General features: G+C 45.4%; 11 protein-coding genes. 1 reads left to right on the top strand and 10 read right to left on the bottom strand.

Annotation, left to right across the window (positions count from 1 at the left end; translation table 11 throughout):
* Positions 1-14: 14 nt before the first annotated feature.
* Together icd and citZ are read right to left on the bottom strand one after the other, a co-directional pair.
* On the bottom strand, positions 15-1,286 hold the full coding sequence (gene icd, locus ACKA06_RS12170; protein WP_032087368.1) for an NADP-dependent isocitrate dehydrogenase: 1,272 nt from the start codon (positions 1,284-1,286) through the stop codon (positions 15-17).
* A gap of 122 nt (positions 1,287-1,408) precedes the next feature.
* Positions 1,409-2,527 (bottom strand): citrate synthase, encoded by a 1,119-nt coding sequence (gene citZ / locus ACKA06_RS12165; protein ID WP_032087367.1) that lies wholly within the window; start codon positions 2,525-2,527, stop codon positions 1,409-1,411.
* Between the two features lie 468 nt (positions 2,528-2,995).
* On the opposite strand from citZ, the gene ytvI reads away from it, so the two are divergent.
* Positions 2,996-4,108, top strand: a complete 1,113-nt coding sequence (ytvI, locus tag ACKA06_RS12160) for a sporulation integral membrane protein YtvI (RefSeq protein WP_411159764.1) — start codon at positions 2,996-2,998, stop codon at positions 4,106-4,108.
* A gap of 43 nt (positions 4,109-4,151) precedes the next feature.
* On the opposite strand, the gene ACKA06_RS12155 is transcribed toward ytvI, so the two are convergent.
* The 8 genes from ACKA06_RS12155 to dnaE form a co-directional block, all read right to left on the bottom strand.
* On the bottom strand, positions 4,152-4,538 hold the full coding sequence (locus ACKA06_RS12155; protein ID WP_411159763.1) for an FxsA family protein: 387 nt from the start codon (positions 4,536-4,538) through the stop codon (positions 4,152-4,154).
* 359 nt (positions 4,539-4,897) lie between these two features.
* On the bottom strand, positions 4,898-6,658 hold the full coding sequence (gene pyk / locus ACKA06_RS12150; protein WP_411159762.1) for a pyruvate kinase: 1,761 nt from the start codon (positions 6,656-6,658) through the stop codon (positions 4,898-4,900).
* A gap of 30 nt (positions 6,659-6,688) precedes the next feature.
* Positions 6,689-7,648 (bottom strand): 6-phosphofructokinase, encoded by a 960-nt coding sequence (gene pfkA / locus ACKA06_RS12145; protein WP_032087363.1) that lies wholly within the window; start codon positions 7,646-7,648, stop codon positions 6,689-6,691.
* Positions 7,649-7,964: 316 nt separating this feature from the next.
* The gene (gene accA / locus ACKA06_RS12140) at positions 7,965-8,945 is read right to left on the bottom strand and encodes an acetyl-CoA carboxylase carboxyl transferase subunit alpha (RefSeq protein ID WP_058297954.1); all 981 of its coding nucleotides are present in this window, start codon (positions 8,943-8,945) and stop codon (positions 7,965-7,967) included.
* Complete coding sequence (gene accD / locus ACKA06_RS12135) at positions 8,939-9,817, bottom strand: acetyl-CoA carboxylase, carboxyltransferase subunit beta (RefSeq protein WP_032087361.1); 879 nt, start codon at positions 9,815-9,817, stop codon at positions 8,939-8,941. The genes accA and accD overlap by 7 nt, the downstream gene beginning before the upstream one ends.
* Positions 9,818-9,942: 125 nt before the next feature.
* On the bottom strand, positions 9,943-10,608 hold the full coding sequence (locus tag ACKA06_RS12130; RefSeq protein ID WP_052011495.1) for a FadR/GntR family transcriptional regulator: 666 nt from the start codon (positions 10,606-10,608) through the stop codon (positions 9,943-9,945).
* A complete protein-coding gene (locus ACKA06_RS12125; protein WP_032087360.1) occupies positions 10,608-11,846 on the bottom strand; it encodes an NAD(P)-dependent malic enzyme in 1,239 nt (412 codons plus the stop codon). The genes ACKA06_RS12130 and ACKA06_RS12125 overlap by 1 nt, the downstream gene beginning before the upstream one ends.
* Before the next feature lie 148 nt (positions 11,847-11,994).
* The gene (gene dnaE, locus ACKA06_RS12120; RefSeq protein WP_411159761.1) at positions 11,995-15,348 is read right to left on the bottom strand and encodes a DNA polymerase III subunit alpha; all 3,354 of its coding nucleotides are present in this window, start codon (positions 15,346-15,348) and stop codon (positions 11,995-11,997) included.
* Between the last annotated feature and the right edge of the window lie 73 nt (positions 15,349-15,421).

The raw sequence follows: 15,421 nt of genomic DNA, 5'->3' as shown, positions 1-15,421 counted from the left end.
TTCTGCTGTTTATATTATTCCATGTTTTCGATTAATGCAGTACCGAATTCAGAACATTTCACTTCAGTCGCACCATCCATCAGACGGGCAAAGTCATATGTCACAACTTTAGAAGCGATTGTTTTTTCCATTGATTTAGTGATTAGATTAGCTGCTTCTGTCCATCCAAGGTGCTCAAGCATAAGCACTCCTGAAAGGATGACTGAAGAAGGGTTAACCTTATCCATTCCTGCATATTTAGGAGCAGTACCGTGAGTCGCTTCGAAAATGGCATGGCCGGACTCATAGTTGATGTTCGCTCCAGGAGCGATCCCGATTCCGCCTACTTGTGCAGCAAGCGCATCAGAAATATAGTCTCCGTTCAGGTTCATTGTAGCAACGACATCGAACTCAGCCGGACGTGTAAGGATTTGTTGTAAGAAGATATCAGCGATTGAATCCTTGACGATGATCTTGCCTGCAGCCTCTGCTTCAGACTGTGCTTTGTTAGCTGCGTCAACGCCTTCAGCGTCTTTGATTTTATCGTATTGAGCCCAAGTGAATACTTTATCGCCGAATTCTTTCTCAGCAAGCTCGTAACCCCAATTTTTGAATGCACCTTCAGTGAACTTCATGATGTTCCCTTTGTGTACAAGCGTAACTGATTTACGGCCTTCAGTGATGGCATAATTAATGGCAGCACGGACAAGGCGGGATGTACCTTCTTCAGATACAGGCTTGATACCGATTCCGGATGTTTCAGGGAAACGGATTTTGTTTACGCCCATTTCGTCTTGAAGGAAGCTGATGAGTTTCTTCACTTCATCAGAACCACTCGCATATTCGATACCCGCATAGATATCTTCTGTATTTTCACGGAAGATGACCATATCAGTATCTTCAGGACGCTTTACAGGAGAAGGCACACCTTCGAAGTAGCGCACAGGACGCAGGCATGTGAATAGGTCAAGCTCTTGGCGAAGGGCAACGTTCAATGAACGGATTCCGCCTCCTACAGGAGTCGTAAGTGGTCCTTTGATGGCAATGAAATACTCACGGATTGCTTCAAGCGTATCATTTGGAAGCCATTCACCTGTTTTGTTGAATGCTTTTTCGCCGGCATAAACTTCTTTCCACTCGATTTTACGTTCGCCTTTGTAAGCTTTTTCTACTGACGCATCAAGTACGCGCTGAGCTGCAGCCCAGATATCAGGACCAGTACCGTCACCTTCGATAAACGGAACGATTGGATTATTCGGCACATTAAGCTGGCCGTTTTGGTTTGTAATTTTTTCACCTTGTGTCATTATGTAACCTCCATATTCATTCATTATCAAAGGGGATGACCGATAAGTGCAGCATGGCAGTCATCGTCATTCCCCTCCTTATTCATTACACCAATATTTTTACTATTTGTAAATATCGATGATTAACCTCTTTCATCAACGGGAACATATTCCTGTTTGCCAGGCCCGATATAATCGGCACGAGGACGGATTAAACGGTTGTTGGAATATTGCTCCAGGATATGAGCGAGCCAGCCGGATACACGGCTGACAGCAAAGATCGGTGTAAACAGGTCATGATCGATGCCGAGGCTGTGATAGACAGATGCTGAATAGAAATCAACATTTGGCGGAAGCCCTTTATTTGCTGTGAAGACTTCTTCGATCTTCGCAGACATTTCATAATATTTGCTTTCTCCTCTAAGCTCAGTCAGCTTTTTGGACATTTCTTTAAGATGCTTGGCGCGCGGGTCTCCCTGACGGTAAACACGGTGGCCGAAGCCCATGATCTTCTCTTTTTTCTCAAGCTTGTCCAGAATATACGCTTCCGCATTCTCGACAGACCCCACTTCGGTAAGCATCTTCATAACCTGCTCGTTGGCTCCGCCGTGCAGCGGTCCTTTAAGTGCCCCGATTGCGGCAGTAACACCTGAGTACACGTCGGAAAGTGTGGCTACACATACACGTGCAGTGAATGTGGAAGCGTTTAACTCATGGTCCGCATGAAGGACGAGTGCCTTATTGAACGCTTCGATCTCGATCGGTTCAGGTTCTTTGCCTGTCAGCATGTACAGGAAGTTGGCAGCGAAACCAAGATCCTTACGTGGTGCAATCGGCTCCTGGCCGTTACGGATCCTTGCGAAGCTTGTTACAATCGTCGGGATCTTCGCTTGAAGGCGAACAGCTTTCATATAGTTCGCTTCTTCTTCCATCACGTCCGCCTGATCATCATATAAACCAAGCAAAGACACGGCTGAACGCAAAGCGGCCATAGGATGTACTTCCTTGATGTTGTACATCTTGAAGTGATCAAGCACTTCCTGTGGAAGGGCCATATTGTCCGCGAGCTGATCTGTCAGCTCCTGCAGCTCCGATTTAGTTGGCAGCTTCAGATGCCACAGCAAATAGATTACCTCTTCGAAAGTGGCATTGTTGGTTAAGTCATCAATGTTATAGCCGACATATGTAAGAGTGTCGTCAATGATTGAACTGATGGATGAAGTAGTGGCTACAACACCTTCTAGTCCGCGAGTCGCTGTCATAATAATCTCTCCTTCTGAATGTATTTCCCTTTTACCCATTTTCATATGAGCATAAAACCCTGCACGAAAATTTGTAGCGGGCTTGTTTAAAATAAGTAAGTAAAATTACCTGTTGAGGGCATTTAAATCATTACATTTCCAATGTTGAGCGATTGCTCAATCCCTGCACAAAAAATGATTCCCTGTACGATAAAGACCAGCAGGGAAAACAGCGCTTGGGATGCGCTTACATTTTCTATTATAAACAATTATCTGACATTTGTGAACGAAAACGCTCGAATTTGTCTAAAATTATTTTACTAGAAAAATAAAACTTTCTGACTGTACCGGACTAAAACAATGAAAAAAGCTTTAAAAATCCTTTCTGTCTGCCGGTGTGAATAGTATAAAATTATTAAATTTAGAACTTTCTTTCATTTAATGACTCTTATAAAATAGGAAGTAATAGACAGGTCAGGGGGAACTCAGTTGAACTTGGAATATGTTTACAGAACCATCCGCTTTCTTATAGTGGTAAGCATCATCATCCTTTCTTTATTTGCTTTGTATTACATATGGAAACTTGCCTATCCGTTCGTCATTGCTGTCGGGATTGCCCTCTTGATCAATCCTTTCGTCAACTGGCTTGAATCCAAAGGCAGACTTCCGAGGGTGTGGGCGGTCGTCATATCCCTGTTTTTGATCATCGGGGCTTTTGCAGGTTTGATCACTTTGCTGATAGCAGAAATTGTATCAGGTGCAAACTACTTATCGGAAGTGCTGCCGGAACACGTCCGCACACTGGTGACCTATGCAGAAAACTTCATTGTGGGCCAGGTGATGCCTTTTTACCACCAGATCGCCGGACTTTTCAAAAACCTTGATGCAGGACAGCAGAATACTATACTCGAAAACATTGAAACTGCCGGCAGTAAAATCGCCCAGTCGGCTGGGGATTTTCTTCAGAACTTCTTCCAGAGGCTGCCTCAGCTTATTTCCTGGATCCCGAATGCCGCATCTGTTCTCGTATTTTCGGCACTGGCAACCTTCTTCATCAGTAAAGACTGGTACAAACTGTCTGCCAAAGCCGAAAAATTCGTTCCCGGCAGGGCAATGGAGAGCGGAAGGACGGTATTCATCGATCTGAAAAAAGCTTTGTTCGGCTTCATCAGGGCCCAGTTCACGCTGATTTCGATAACGGCTATCATCGTATTGGTCGGACTGCTCATTCTTCGTGTCGACTACGCCATAACCATCGCCCTCGTAAGCGGTCTGGTTGATATCCTTCCGTATCTCGGGACTGGCGCGGTGTTCGTGCCCTGGATCGCTTATGAATTCATTACAGGGGATGTAGGCCTTGGCATCGGTCTTTCCGTGTTATACGCAGTCGTCGTCGTTCAGCGGCAGATCATGGAACCGAAAGTGCTGTCCTCAAGCATCGGTCTTGATCCTCTTGCTACACTGATCGCTCTGTTCGTCGGTTTCAAACTGATTGGTTTCCTCGGATTGATCGTGGGTCCGGTCGTACTGGTGATTCTTTCAACATTAAGACGTGCAGGTGTTTTTGAAGATGCTTGGAAGTTTATTATGGGTAAAAAATAAAAGAAGCACCGTTTCGGTAAAAAACCGGAACGGTGCTTTTTTATTATCGATAAATGATCAGGTTGCCGTTATTGAACCATTTTTTAAAGAGTTTGTAAATGAGAGGCTTGAACAATTTCCTGGTCGGGGGCAGCAGCAATAGGAATCCGGTTGCATCCGTAATGAAGCCCGGCGTCAATAACAATACGCCGCCTACAAGGATGCAGAGACCGTCGATGATCACATCCCCGGGGAATTGGGCATACTGCATGTCTTCCCTTGCCCTCCTGATTGTTTCGAGACCTTGTTTTTTTGCCAGATAAGCACCAGTGACCCCGGTTGCAATGATCATCAACACGGTGGGAAGCACGCCGATTGTCTGACCGGCAAGAATAAGGATCCCGATTTCCAAAGCGGGCACGATGATTAAAAACGGCAGGATATATCTCATGAGGAATTCCTCCATTTATTTACGACTTGTCCCTTTATTATAACATATAGAAACATGGGTGGCAGTATTCCGGTTGATTGAGGATTCTGGCTTGTCGTCCACTTAAAGAGAGGTTTGCTTCAAGGTGGAGTTTAAGCCGGAGAGAGGGTGAATCTACTTGAGAAAATAAAGAATTTAGTCGTTTCCGAGCGAAATCAGCTTTTTTATCGGAAGATGGGCATCTGATAAGTGAGAACAGATAAAATCCACTCCGGGTTGGTGATTGAGTATGTGACGGTGAAGGGAATCAAAGTCCCTTCACCGCCAGGAAATAAAAAAACCGGAGCCCCTTAAAGGGACTCCAGCATGTATTTTAATGATTATAATACACTAGCATGACCATTATAAATCACGCCGCGTGTTGCATCGACTGTTACTTCCTGACCATCTCTGAACAGGGATGTGGCATTATCCACACCGACCACTACAGGAATTCCGAGGTTGATCCCCACTACTGCTGCGTGGCTTGTCAAGCCGCCTTCCTCGACGATCAGTGCAGAGCACTTCTCCAGGGCAGGCATCATCTCTTTGTCAGTTCCGATGGTCACAAGGACTGAACCCTGTTCGACCTTTTCCACTGCTTCCTGGGCGTTTGAAGCGACGACTGCTTTACCGTAAGCAGATTTACGTCCGATTCCCTGTCCTTTGGCGAGGATATCCCCTACTACATGGATTTTCATCAGGTTGGTTGTGCCTGTTTCACCAATTGGAACACCGGCAGTGATGACAATCAGGTCGCCGTGTTTTGTCATGCCGGAATTCACGCTTTCTTCGACCGCCATATCAAGCATCTCATCTGTCGTGGATACTCTGCGTCCGACAGTAGGGTATACTCCCCATACCAGTGCCAATCTTCTTGAAACAGATTCAGAGCCTGTGACAGCTACGATCGGGGCTTTCGGGCGGTATTTAGAAATCATGCGTGCTGTATGACCGCTTTCTGTAGGTGCCACGATTGCGTTGACATCCAGGTTGATGGCCGTGTGCGCCACTGATTGTCCGATTGCATCGGTCATATTATGATCACTTTCTTTGCTGCGGGCTGAAAGGATCTCGTTGAAGTCCAGTGCGGTTTCCGCTTTAAAAGCAATATTGTGCATGGTTTGAACAGCTTCCACTGGATAAGTACCTGCAGCCGTTTCACCTGAAAGCATGATGGCATCCGTTCCGTCAAAGATCGCGTTTGCCACGTCACTTGCTTCCGCTCTCGTTGGTCTTGGGTTTCTCTGCATTGAATCAAGCATTTGAGTAGCCGTGATGACTGGCTTCCCTTGTGAGTTGCATTTCTTGATCAGCTGCTTTTGGACAAGCGGCACTTCTTCTGCCGGGATTTCCACTCCAAGATCACCACGTGCAACCATCAGGCCGTCGGATACTTCAAGGATTTCATCGATATTGTCTACACCCTCTTGGTTTTCAATCTTAGGGATGATTTGAATATGAGGTGCATGATGCTCCTCCAATAACTGACGGATTTCCAGTACATCAGACGCACGGCGTACGAATGAAGCAGCAATGAAATCAACATCCTGCTGGATACCGAAAATGATATCCTTCGCATCTTTATCCGTGATCCCAGGCAGGTTAACGGAAACGCCTGGTACGTTCACACCTTTTTTATTTTTCAGCATTCCGCTGTTTGAAACGACTGTATGGATTTCTCCATTTGCTTTATCGATTTCAGTTACTTCGAGTCCGATGAGTCCGTCATCCAAAAGGATTTTTGATCCTGTATCTACGTCGTCGATCAATCCTTTGTATGTAACGGAGAATTTCTCAGGCGTACCTAAAACCTCTTTCATGGACACAATCACGGATGCTCCCTGCTGAAGTTCAAATCCATCATTCTCCATATTATTCGTACGGATTTCAGGGCCTTTTGTATCTAACAGGATCCCGACAGTCTTACCTGCTTTTGCTGCTGCTTCACGGATGTTCTTGATACGCTGGCCATGCTCCTCATGATCCCCATGGGAGAAGTTTAGGCGGGCGACATTCATCCCGGCATCGATCAGTTGAGATAACTTTTCGATACTTTCACTGGCTGGGCCAATGGTACATACAATTTTTGCTTTTCTCATTATCTTTACCTCCTGAATGTTCAGCGATTATTATATTGACAGCTCTTTTGATAGGCGGTACATATCCAAGTCGATCTTGTGAGGCTTGGCTAGTGCTTCAATGATATCATAATCGACGAGTTCATTCTTTTCGATTCCAACTGCTCTTCCGCCTTTTCCAGCCATTAACAGTTCGACGGCACGCGCACCCAGACGGCTCGCCAGTACACGGTCTGAAGCTGTCGGGGTTCCCCCGCGCTGAATATGTCCAAGCACAGAAACCCTGGTATCCATTCCTGTTGCTTCAGTAAAACGGTTCGCAAATTCGTTTCCGGACATGACGCCTTCAGCAACGATGATGACACTGTGTTTCTTACCGCGTTCCTGACCCTTTGTCAATCGGCTGACGATATCATCCATGTCAAACTTTTCTTCTGGAATGATAACGGTCTCTGCTCCGCCTGCAAGTCCTGACCATAGGGCAATATCCCCTGCATTGCGGCCCATCACTTCAATGATGAATGTTCGTTCATGGGAAGTGGCCGTATCACGGATTTTATCAATCGCATCAATTACAGTGTTCAACGCTGTATCAAAACCGATCGTGAATTCCGTACCCGGGATGTCATTATCGATCGTACCCGGTACACCGACACATGGATAACCCCATTCTGTCAACGCTTTGGCTCCTTGATAAGAGCCGTCTCCGCCGATTACGACAAGGCCTTCGATGCCATGTTTTTCAAGCTGCTGAATCCCTTTTTGCTGGCCTTCTTTTGTTTTGAATTCCTCACAGCGGGCGGTGTAAAGCATCGTTCCGCCGCGGTGGATGATATCCCCCACTGAACCAAGTTCCAGCTTCTTGATGTTTCCATTGATCAATCCATTGTATCCCTGATAGATGCCATACACTTCAACGCCTTGAAAAATAGCTTTACGTACGACGGCACGTACAGCGGCATTCATGCCCGGAGAATCTCCGCCACTTGTCAGTACTCCTATTTTTTTCACTTTCATCACCTCATGAAGATATATTTATATGTAAAAATGTTTAAAGAAAATTTGTTAATGGTTTCACATATTTTCAGTGAATCGCATTTTATCCTCTCTATTCTACCCATTTATTATGGACTAATAGACCATTGATTATTTCTAAAATAACACGAAGAGTAAAGCTTCTCAACAAGTTCCCCCCGGTAAGACCAATAGACGAAATTATCTATTAACTGAAAGCGTTTCAATTGTTAAAAAATTCAAAAACACCTGCATCCTTCAAATAAAAGGACTGACAAAAGGCAGAATCCTATTTGTCAGTCCAGTGGTTACCTTATGATTTTACCCCAACAACATCATTTAAAACAGAAAAATCACCGATCGCTTTAAATTTCTCATAGCGATGCTGAATTAATTCTTCATGACTCATCGGGATGAGTTCTTTCAACGATTGTTTCAATACGTCCTTCATGAGGTGAGCCTGTTCTTCTATATCCTTGTGTGCCCCGCCCTTCACTTCGGTAATGATCTCATCGATGATTCCGAGCTCTTTAAGGTCGGGTGCCGTGATCTTCATGGATTCCGCAGCTCTCTTTGCCTGAGTGGAATCTTTCCATAGCAGGGCTGCAGCTCCTTCCGGAGAAATGACTGAGTACGTGGAGTTTTCAAGCATATGAATGTGATTTCCCACACCCAAGGCCAATGCTCCACCGCTTCCTCCTTCTCCGATAACGATGCATACAACGGGCACGGTCAGACCCGCCATTTCAACCAGATTCCTGGCAATGGCTTCACTCTGCCCCCGTTCTTCGGCTGCTTTACCTGGATAAGCGCCTTTTGTATCGATGAAACAAACAATCGGGCGATTGAACTTTTCAGCCTGCTTCATCAGCCTCAATGCTTTCCGGTAGCCTTCAGGGTGCGGCATACCGAAATTTCTGCGGATATTTTCTTTCGTGTCTTTCCCGCGCTGGTGGCCGATTACAGTTACCGGTACGCCGTCGAATTTGGCAAGCCCTGATACAATTGCATCGTCATCACCGTAAAGCCGGTCTCCATGCATTTCCATAAAATCTGTAAACAGGCAGCGAATATAATCCAGAGTCGTCGGGCGGTTGGGGTGACGTGCAACCTGGACCCTTTCCCACGGCTTCATGTTTTCATAGATATCATTTTCGAGCTTCTTCAACCGCGTTTCCAGTTTTTCAATTTCCTTTGATAAATCCACTTCCGAATTCTGAGTGAACTCTTTAAGCTCTGCAATCTTCTTTTTCAATTCAACTACAGGCTTTTCAAATTCCATCTCATTTACCATGGCAGATCACCGTCCCATTGATGTATATCTAGTACCAGTCCGATCTTCTCCTTCATTTCCATCCTCGAGATGACTTCATCAAGCTGGCCGTGCTTGAGAAGGAACTCTGCTGTCTGGAAATCTTCCGGAAGATCTTCCCGGATGGTTTGTTCAATGATCCTTCTTCCAGCAAATCCGATCAATGCACCTGGCTCTGCAAAATTATAATCACCTACAGAAGCAAAGCTTGCCGATACCCCTCCGGTTGTTGGATGGGTCATGACTGAAATGAAGAGACCTCCATTATCACTGAATCGTTTAAGGGCGACGCTTGTTTTGGCCATTTGCATAAGGGAAAGCACACCTTCCTGCATACGTGCCCCTCCTGATGCCGTAAAAATAATGAATGGCACTTTTCGTTTGTCGGCTTCTTCGACCGCTCTCGTAATCTTCTCACCGACCACGGATCCCATACTTCCCATCCGGAACCTGGAATCCATGACGGCAACGACGATATCGATGCCGTTTACTTTCCCTGTTCCCGTGAGCACCGCTTCATTCAGCCCTGTCTTTTTCCGGTCTTTTTCCACTTTATCAAGGTATTCAGGAAAACCGAGGGGATTCACCGAGACAAGGCCTGCATCGATTTCTTCGAATGTCCCTTCATCGATGAAGCTGTCCACCCTCTCCATCGAGCTCATGCCGTGATGGTATCCGCAATGAATGCATACTTTTAAATTTTTCTGCAATTCCTTCGTATACATGATTTTTTTACAATCGGGACATTTGGTCATGATTCCTTCAGGAACATCCTGTTTGGCTGCCTCGGAAGGAATCGTTGCATATTTTTTCTTTTTGGGTTTATTGGATTTATTGAAAAGATCCTTAAGCAAGGTGAAACCTCCTTAACTAATTACAATCGCCTTTTGTATTCGTATTCTTTAGATGATAGAAATATATAAGTTCAGTGAGCAAGATGAATGTGGAGACTGCCTGTCTATCAGATTAACTGATAGCCTTATAAAAAGATGTTGGAATTTGTCAGCTCCCAGTCGCTGATTTCCGAAATCTGCCTGTAAGCAGTCTGCACCAATTCTTTATCCTGGTTTTCTAATCCTTGAAGCAGGTTCAAAAGCTTTTCTTTTATCTCAGGTGTTATCTTTTTTTCACCGATGATGAAAGTCTCGTAATCATTCAGGACGTTCCAGATTCGATGGGAAAGATAGTTGTTGCTCAGGAGAATGAGTTCCTCCACGATCTCCCTCCATGTAAGAGTCCCGTTGTCTTCTTTTACAAGGGTCTCGATTGCAGATATATCGAGCTTTTGGCAGAAGATTGTACGAAGGGCTTCTTTTTCAATCATCGTTTTTGTGCATTTGATATCTTCCTTGGCCTTTTGGTCCTGGAGGATGAACATCCCGAGCAGGTCGATCAGATGATGGTCCCTGAAATCACGGAGGAATGTCCCTTCTCCCCTTCTGGTTTCAATCAGCCCTAAAAGTTCCAAGGCTCTCAATGCTTCCCTCACGGAAGAACGGCCTACGTTCAATCTCTCTGAAAGTTCTCTTTCCGAGGGGATTTTATCCCCCTTCTTGAGGCCGTCATTTGATATCATTTCTCTGAGTTGGTGAACAATTCCAATATATACTTTCGATTGGGAATGGAGAGAGTTCACTTTCGTCATCATTCACCTTTCCCGATGACCGCTAATTCTTCTGTCTTTTTACGGATTTCTTCGGGATCGACCTTTAATCGGGCAACTCCCGTTTCCATTGCCGTCTTTGCCACTGCGGCTGCGACAGCAGGTGCCACGCGCTTGTCAAATGGACGCGGGATGACGTAATCCGCATTCAATTCGTCTTCACTGATCAAGTCAGCAATCGCTTCTACCGCGGCTTGTTTCATTTTTTCGTTGATATGTGTAGCACGTACATCCAAAGCTCCGCGGAAAATCCCAGGGAAGGCGAGTACATTGTTCACCTGGTTTGGAAAATCTGAACGGCCTGTACCAATCACTTTAGCACCCGCAGATTTAGCCAGTTCAGGCATGATTTCAGGTACCGGATTCGCCATCGCAAAGATGATCGGATCCTCTTTCATCGATGAGACCATTTCTTCGGTCAATGCACCGGCGACAGAGACACCGATGAAGACGTCGGCATCTTTTAATACGTCCCCAAGGCCGCCTTCAAGACGTTCACGATTCGTGAATTTTGCCACTTCATCTTTGATTGCATTCATTCCTTGTGAGCGGCCCTCAAAGATCGCCCCTTTAGAATCACACATAATGATATCCCTTACACCGTAGCGGTAAAGCAGTTTGATGATGGCAATACCCGCTGCCCCTGCACCATTGGCCACGACTTTGATTTCAGACATTTTCTTGCCGACGATTTTCAGCGCGTTTACAAGCCCGGCTACCGTTACGATGGCAGTCCCGTGCTGATCGTCATGGAAAATCGGGATGTTCGTTTCTTTTTTAAGGCGTTCTTCTATTTCAAAGCAGTTCGGAGCAGCGATATCTTCCAAATTCACTCCGCCGAATGTCGGTTCAAGCAGCTTGACCGTTTCAACGATCTTGTCCACATCCGTTGTATTCAAACAGATAGGAAATGCGTCGACGCCTGCGAAACTCTTAAATAGAACAGCTTTTCCTTCCATTACAGGAAGTGAAGCTTCAGGACCGATGTTCCCAAGCCCAAGCACAGCCGTCCCGTCTGACACGACTGCGACCATATTCCCCTTCATCGTATAATCATAGACCGTTTCCGGCTTGTCATATATCACCTTGCATGGTTCTGCCACTCCTGGTGAGTAGGCAAGACTTAAGTCTTCTGCATTTCTTACCTCAACTTTGGATTTCGATTCCAGTTTCCCCTTGTTCACTCGATGCATATGCAATGCTTCTTCGCGTAATGACAAAATCATTCACTCCTTCTCAAGTTCCGTGTTTTCATATGTTTAATCAATTCATCAATGGTTATGTCATTCTGCCTCATATTAAACCCCAGTGGTCAGACCACTTTTTTCTATTAAACAATAATATAAATTCCGGTTTAAGTAAAGTATGTTATGTCAAAACGACATTAGGTTTTCCTAAAACTGCTTCTAATTTACTAATCGCATCCCGGGACGCATCTATTCTATAAGAATCAGATAGTTTTATACTTTTCTTGTCTTTTTCAATATAGACAATCACCGATTGATGCCCCTTGTAACGAGCGATGATGCGCTGTATTTCCTTCATGCTGGCATCTTGATCAACGGCAGTAGGAATTCTCAAGAATAGTTTCTTCTCCCGTGTTTCAGAACGTTCCTTTATCTCTTCGATGGTTTGCACTCTGTTGATGATAAGCTGCAGCTTATTGTTGCGTTCCTCTATTTTTCCATCAAAACATAACACATTCCCTTCTTTCAGGAGTGTCATAATTTGGCGGTAGACCGCAGGAAATACGACTGCTTCCATATCTCCTGTTTCATCACTGATTTCAAGGAACGCCATGACCTCGCCCTTTTTCGTGCGGATTGACCTGATCGAGCTGATAAAGCCGCCTATTGACGCTTTCGCACCCTGCCGGACATCTACAATCAATGCGGCTCCCATATCATCCAGAAGCAGACGGTACGAAGTCACAGGATGATCTGAAAGATAAAGTCCCAGGACTTGTTTTTCGAAATTCAATTTCGTTTCTGCGTTCATTTCCTCTACTTCAACATATTTCGGTTTAAGCAGGAATGCTTCTTCTTCTTTAAATAGATCATGATCATCCTCCGGGTTGACGAGCTCTGCATGCTGAATCGCAACATCAAGGCTTGCGAGGAGGGTGGCCCGGTCTATATTGAATTCATCAAAGGCACCTGCCAACACAAGGTTCTCCAATATCTTCCTGTTGATGATTTTCGAGGAAACCCTCATGCAGAAATCGAACAAATCATCAAATGGCTTGTCTTTTCTTACAGAGATGATTTCTTTCAGTACCTGTGCCCCGATCCCTTTAATTGCGCCGAGACTGTACCTGATCGCCTCTTTCCTCTCCACAGAGAAAACAAATTGGCTGCTGTTGACGGACGGTGGCAGAATATCGATGCCGTATTGTTTCGCTTCTCTTACATACTGAGCGATTTTCGTTTCATTGCCGACAACGTGGGTAAGGAGGGCAGATAAAAAGTAAGCAGGATAATGGGCTTTCAAGTATGCCAGCTGATAGGCAATCATACTATAGGCAACCGCATGGGAACGGTTGAATCCATAATTTGCAAATCGGACGATAAGGTCATAAATGCGATGTGCCTCTTCTGTTGAATAGCCTTTTTGAATGGAACCTTTCACGAAATGCTCCCTTTCCTGATCGAGAACGTCTTTTTTCTTTTTCGAGACGGCTCTTCTTAACAGGTCGGCTTCGCCTAGTGAAAAGCCGGCCATTTTTGAAGCGATTTGCATGATCTGCTCCTGATAAACGATGACGCCGTATGTCATTTCAAGGATCGGCTTCAAGTCCGGATGGGGATATTCCACCGTTTCCTTACCATGCTTCCGATTGATATACGTCGGGATGTTTTCCATCGGGCCCGGCCTGAACAGGGCGTTGACCGCGACGATATCCTCGAAGGAAGTGGGCTTCAGCCTTGTCAAAACATTGCGCATGCCGTCCGACTCAAGCTGAAAGATTCCGTTGGTGTGCCCTTCACTGAGGAGTTTGAAGGTTTTACTGTCATTTGAAGGGATGCGTTCCAAAGTAAAGCGTTTATCCCTTCCCTTCTTTATATTCTTTATGATCCTCTCGAGGATGCTAAGATTCCTGAGACCGAGGAAATCCATTTTCAATAAGCCGATTTCTTCAAGGATATCCATTGAATACTGGGTCAGATGGATGCCGGATGCACTCCCTTGAATCGGGATCCACTGCACCAAAGGGTCTTCGCTGATCACAACGCCTGCAGCATGTGTAGATGTGTGCCTCGGCAGGCCTTCAAGCTTCAGTGCCGTTTCGAATAACCGTTTATATAATTCCTGGTTTTCGATAAGATCACGGAGCTCTTTGGATTTCTCATAAGCATCCTTCAGCGTTATGCCGGGCTGATTCGGTATCAGCTTCGAAAGCTGCTCCTGCTCTTTCATATTCAACCCGAATACCCTGCCTGTATCCCTCAGGGCTGCCTTTGCTGCAAATGTACCGAATGTAATGATCTGGGCGACATGGAGGGATCCGTATTTTGCTTCTACGTACTCGATCACTTCATCCCTTCGGTGGTCCGGAAAATCAATATCGATGTCGGGCATCGATACCCGTTCAGGATTAAGGAAACGTTCGAATAATAAATGATGCTTGATCGGATCGACATCGGTGATGCTGAGTGCATAAGAAACGAGCGATCCCGCTGCAGACCCCCTGCCAGGACCGGTGAGGATGTCCCTTTCCCTTGCAAATTTCATAAAGTCCCAGACGATGAGGAAATAATCACTGAAGCCCATCCTCCCGATGACATCGAGTTCATAATCGAGCCTTTCCAGATACTCGGCCGTAACCTCTTCAAGCTTTTCACTCAGTCCGATTTCACAAAGCCTGGTGAGTTCGTGCCGGGCTGTCACACCTTCGGGGAGCGGGTATTTTGGGAGGAGCTGCTGATGGAACGGTATTTCGACGGTGCATTCTTCTGCAATCCTCAACGTGTTTTGGAGCTCTTCTACTTCATCCGGAAAAAGTTCTGTCATTTGCTCTTTTGACTTGAAGTAGTATTCCTCCGTCTCAAGGACAGTCCGTTCATCTTCCGACAGCTTGACACCATCGCGTATTGCATTCATGCATTCATGTGCAAAATGATCTTCCTTGTCCAAATACCGGACATCGTTTGCGGCCACCATATTCACACCGTTTTCACGCGCTATATTTTTCAGCAGGGGATGGAGCGTTTCTTCTGCCTTCAAGCCGTGTTTTTGAAGACTGATATAAAAAGATCCTTCTCCGAACATCCTTTTGTATAGTTGTATGGCTTCTTTTGCTTTATCTTCTTCCCCATTCAATAAATGGGTTTCAACTTCCCCCTGCAGACCGGGAGTGATCGCAATCAGGCCATCACTGTAGGAACTGAGCCACTTATGAGGGATCCCTTCCGGGGACTTGGCCCCGATCGCGCTCGATATCTTCAATAGATTCTGATAACCCCTATTATTCCTGCTCAACAGCACAAGCGGGAACGACTGTTCATCGCTGACAGCGATATCCGCAGTCAAACCGATGATCGGCTTGATCCCTTCCTTCACACATGCCTTATAAAAAGGAATGGCAGCATACATCATATTTCGATCGGTCAACGCCAGGGATCTATATCCGAGCGTCTTCGCTTTATGTACAAGTCCATTTATGGAGATTGTGCTGGAAAGTAAACTATAAGCGCTTGCTACCTGTAAATGAACAAACGACATATTATGCACACCCTTTTTCATTTCAATATACTTTTATTATAGGTAAGAAAAGCAAAAAAAGAAAATATGTTCT

It is taken from the genome of Rossellomorea oryzaecorticis, from assembly GCF_045897515.1.
GTDB classification, from domain to species: Bacteria; Bacillota; Bacilli; order Bacillales; family Bacillaceae_B; genus Rossellomorea; species Rossellomorea enclensis.
The sequence above is the reverse complement of the archived record's forward strand: the minus strand, read 5'-3'. Positions and strand labels throughout refer to the sequence as shown.

Bases quoted from the DNA above. Each gene is read 5' to 3' on its own strand.
- pyk (WP_411159762.1), bottom strand. From the start codon at position 6,658: ATGAGAAAAGCAAAAATTGTATGTACCATTGGCCCAGCCAGTGAAAGT.
- icd (WP_032087368.1), bottom strand. From the start codon at position 1,286: ATGACACAAGGTGAAAAAATTACAAACCAAAACGGCCAGCTTAATGTG.
- ACKA06_RS12130 (WP_052011495.1), bottom strand. From the start codon at position 10,608: ATGACGAAAGTGAACTCTCTCCATTCCCAATCGAAAGTATATATTGGA.
- accA (WP_058297954.1), bottom strand. From the start codon at position 8,945: ATGGTAAATGAGATGGAATTTGAAAAGCCTGTAGTTGAATTGAAAAAG.
- citZ (WP_032087367.1), bottom strand. From the start codon at position 2,527: ATGACAGCGACTCGCGGACTAGAAGGTGTTGTAGCCACTACTTCATCC.
- dnaE (WP_411159761.1), bottom strand. From the start codon at position 15,348: ATGTCGTTTGTTCATTTACAGGTAGCAAGCGCTTATAGTTTACTTTCC.
- ACKA06_RS12155 (WP_411159763.1), bottom strand. From the start codon at position 4,538: ATGAGATATATCCTGCCGTTTTTAATCATCGTGCCCGCTTTGGAAATC.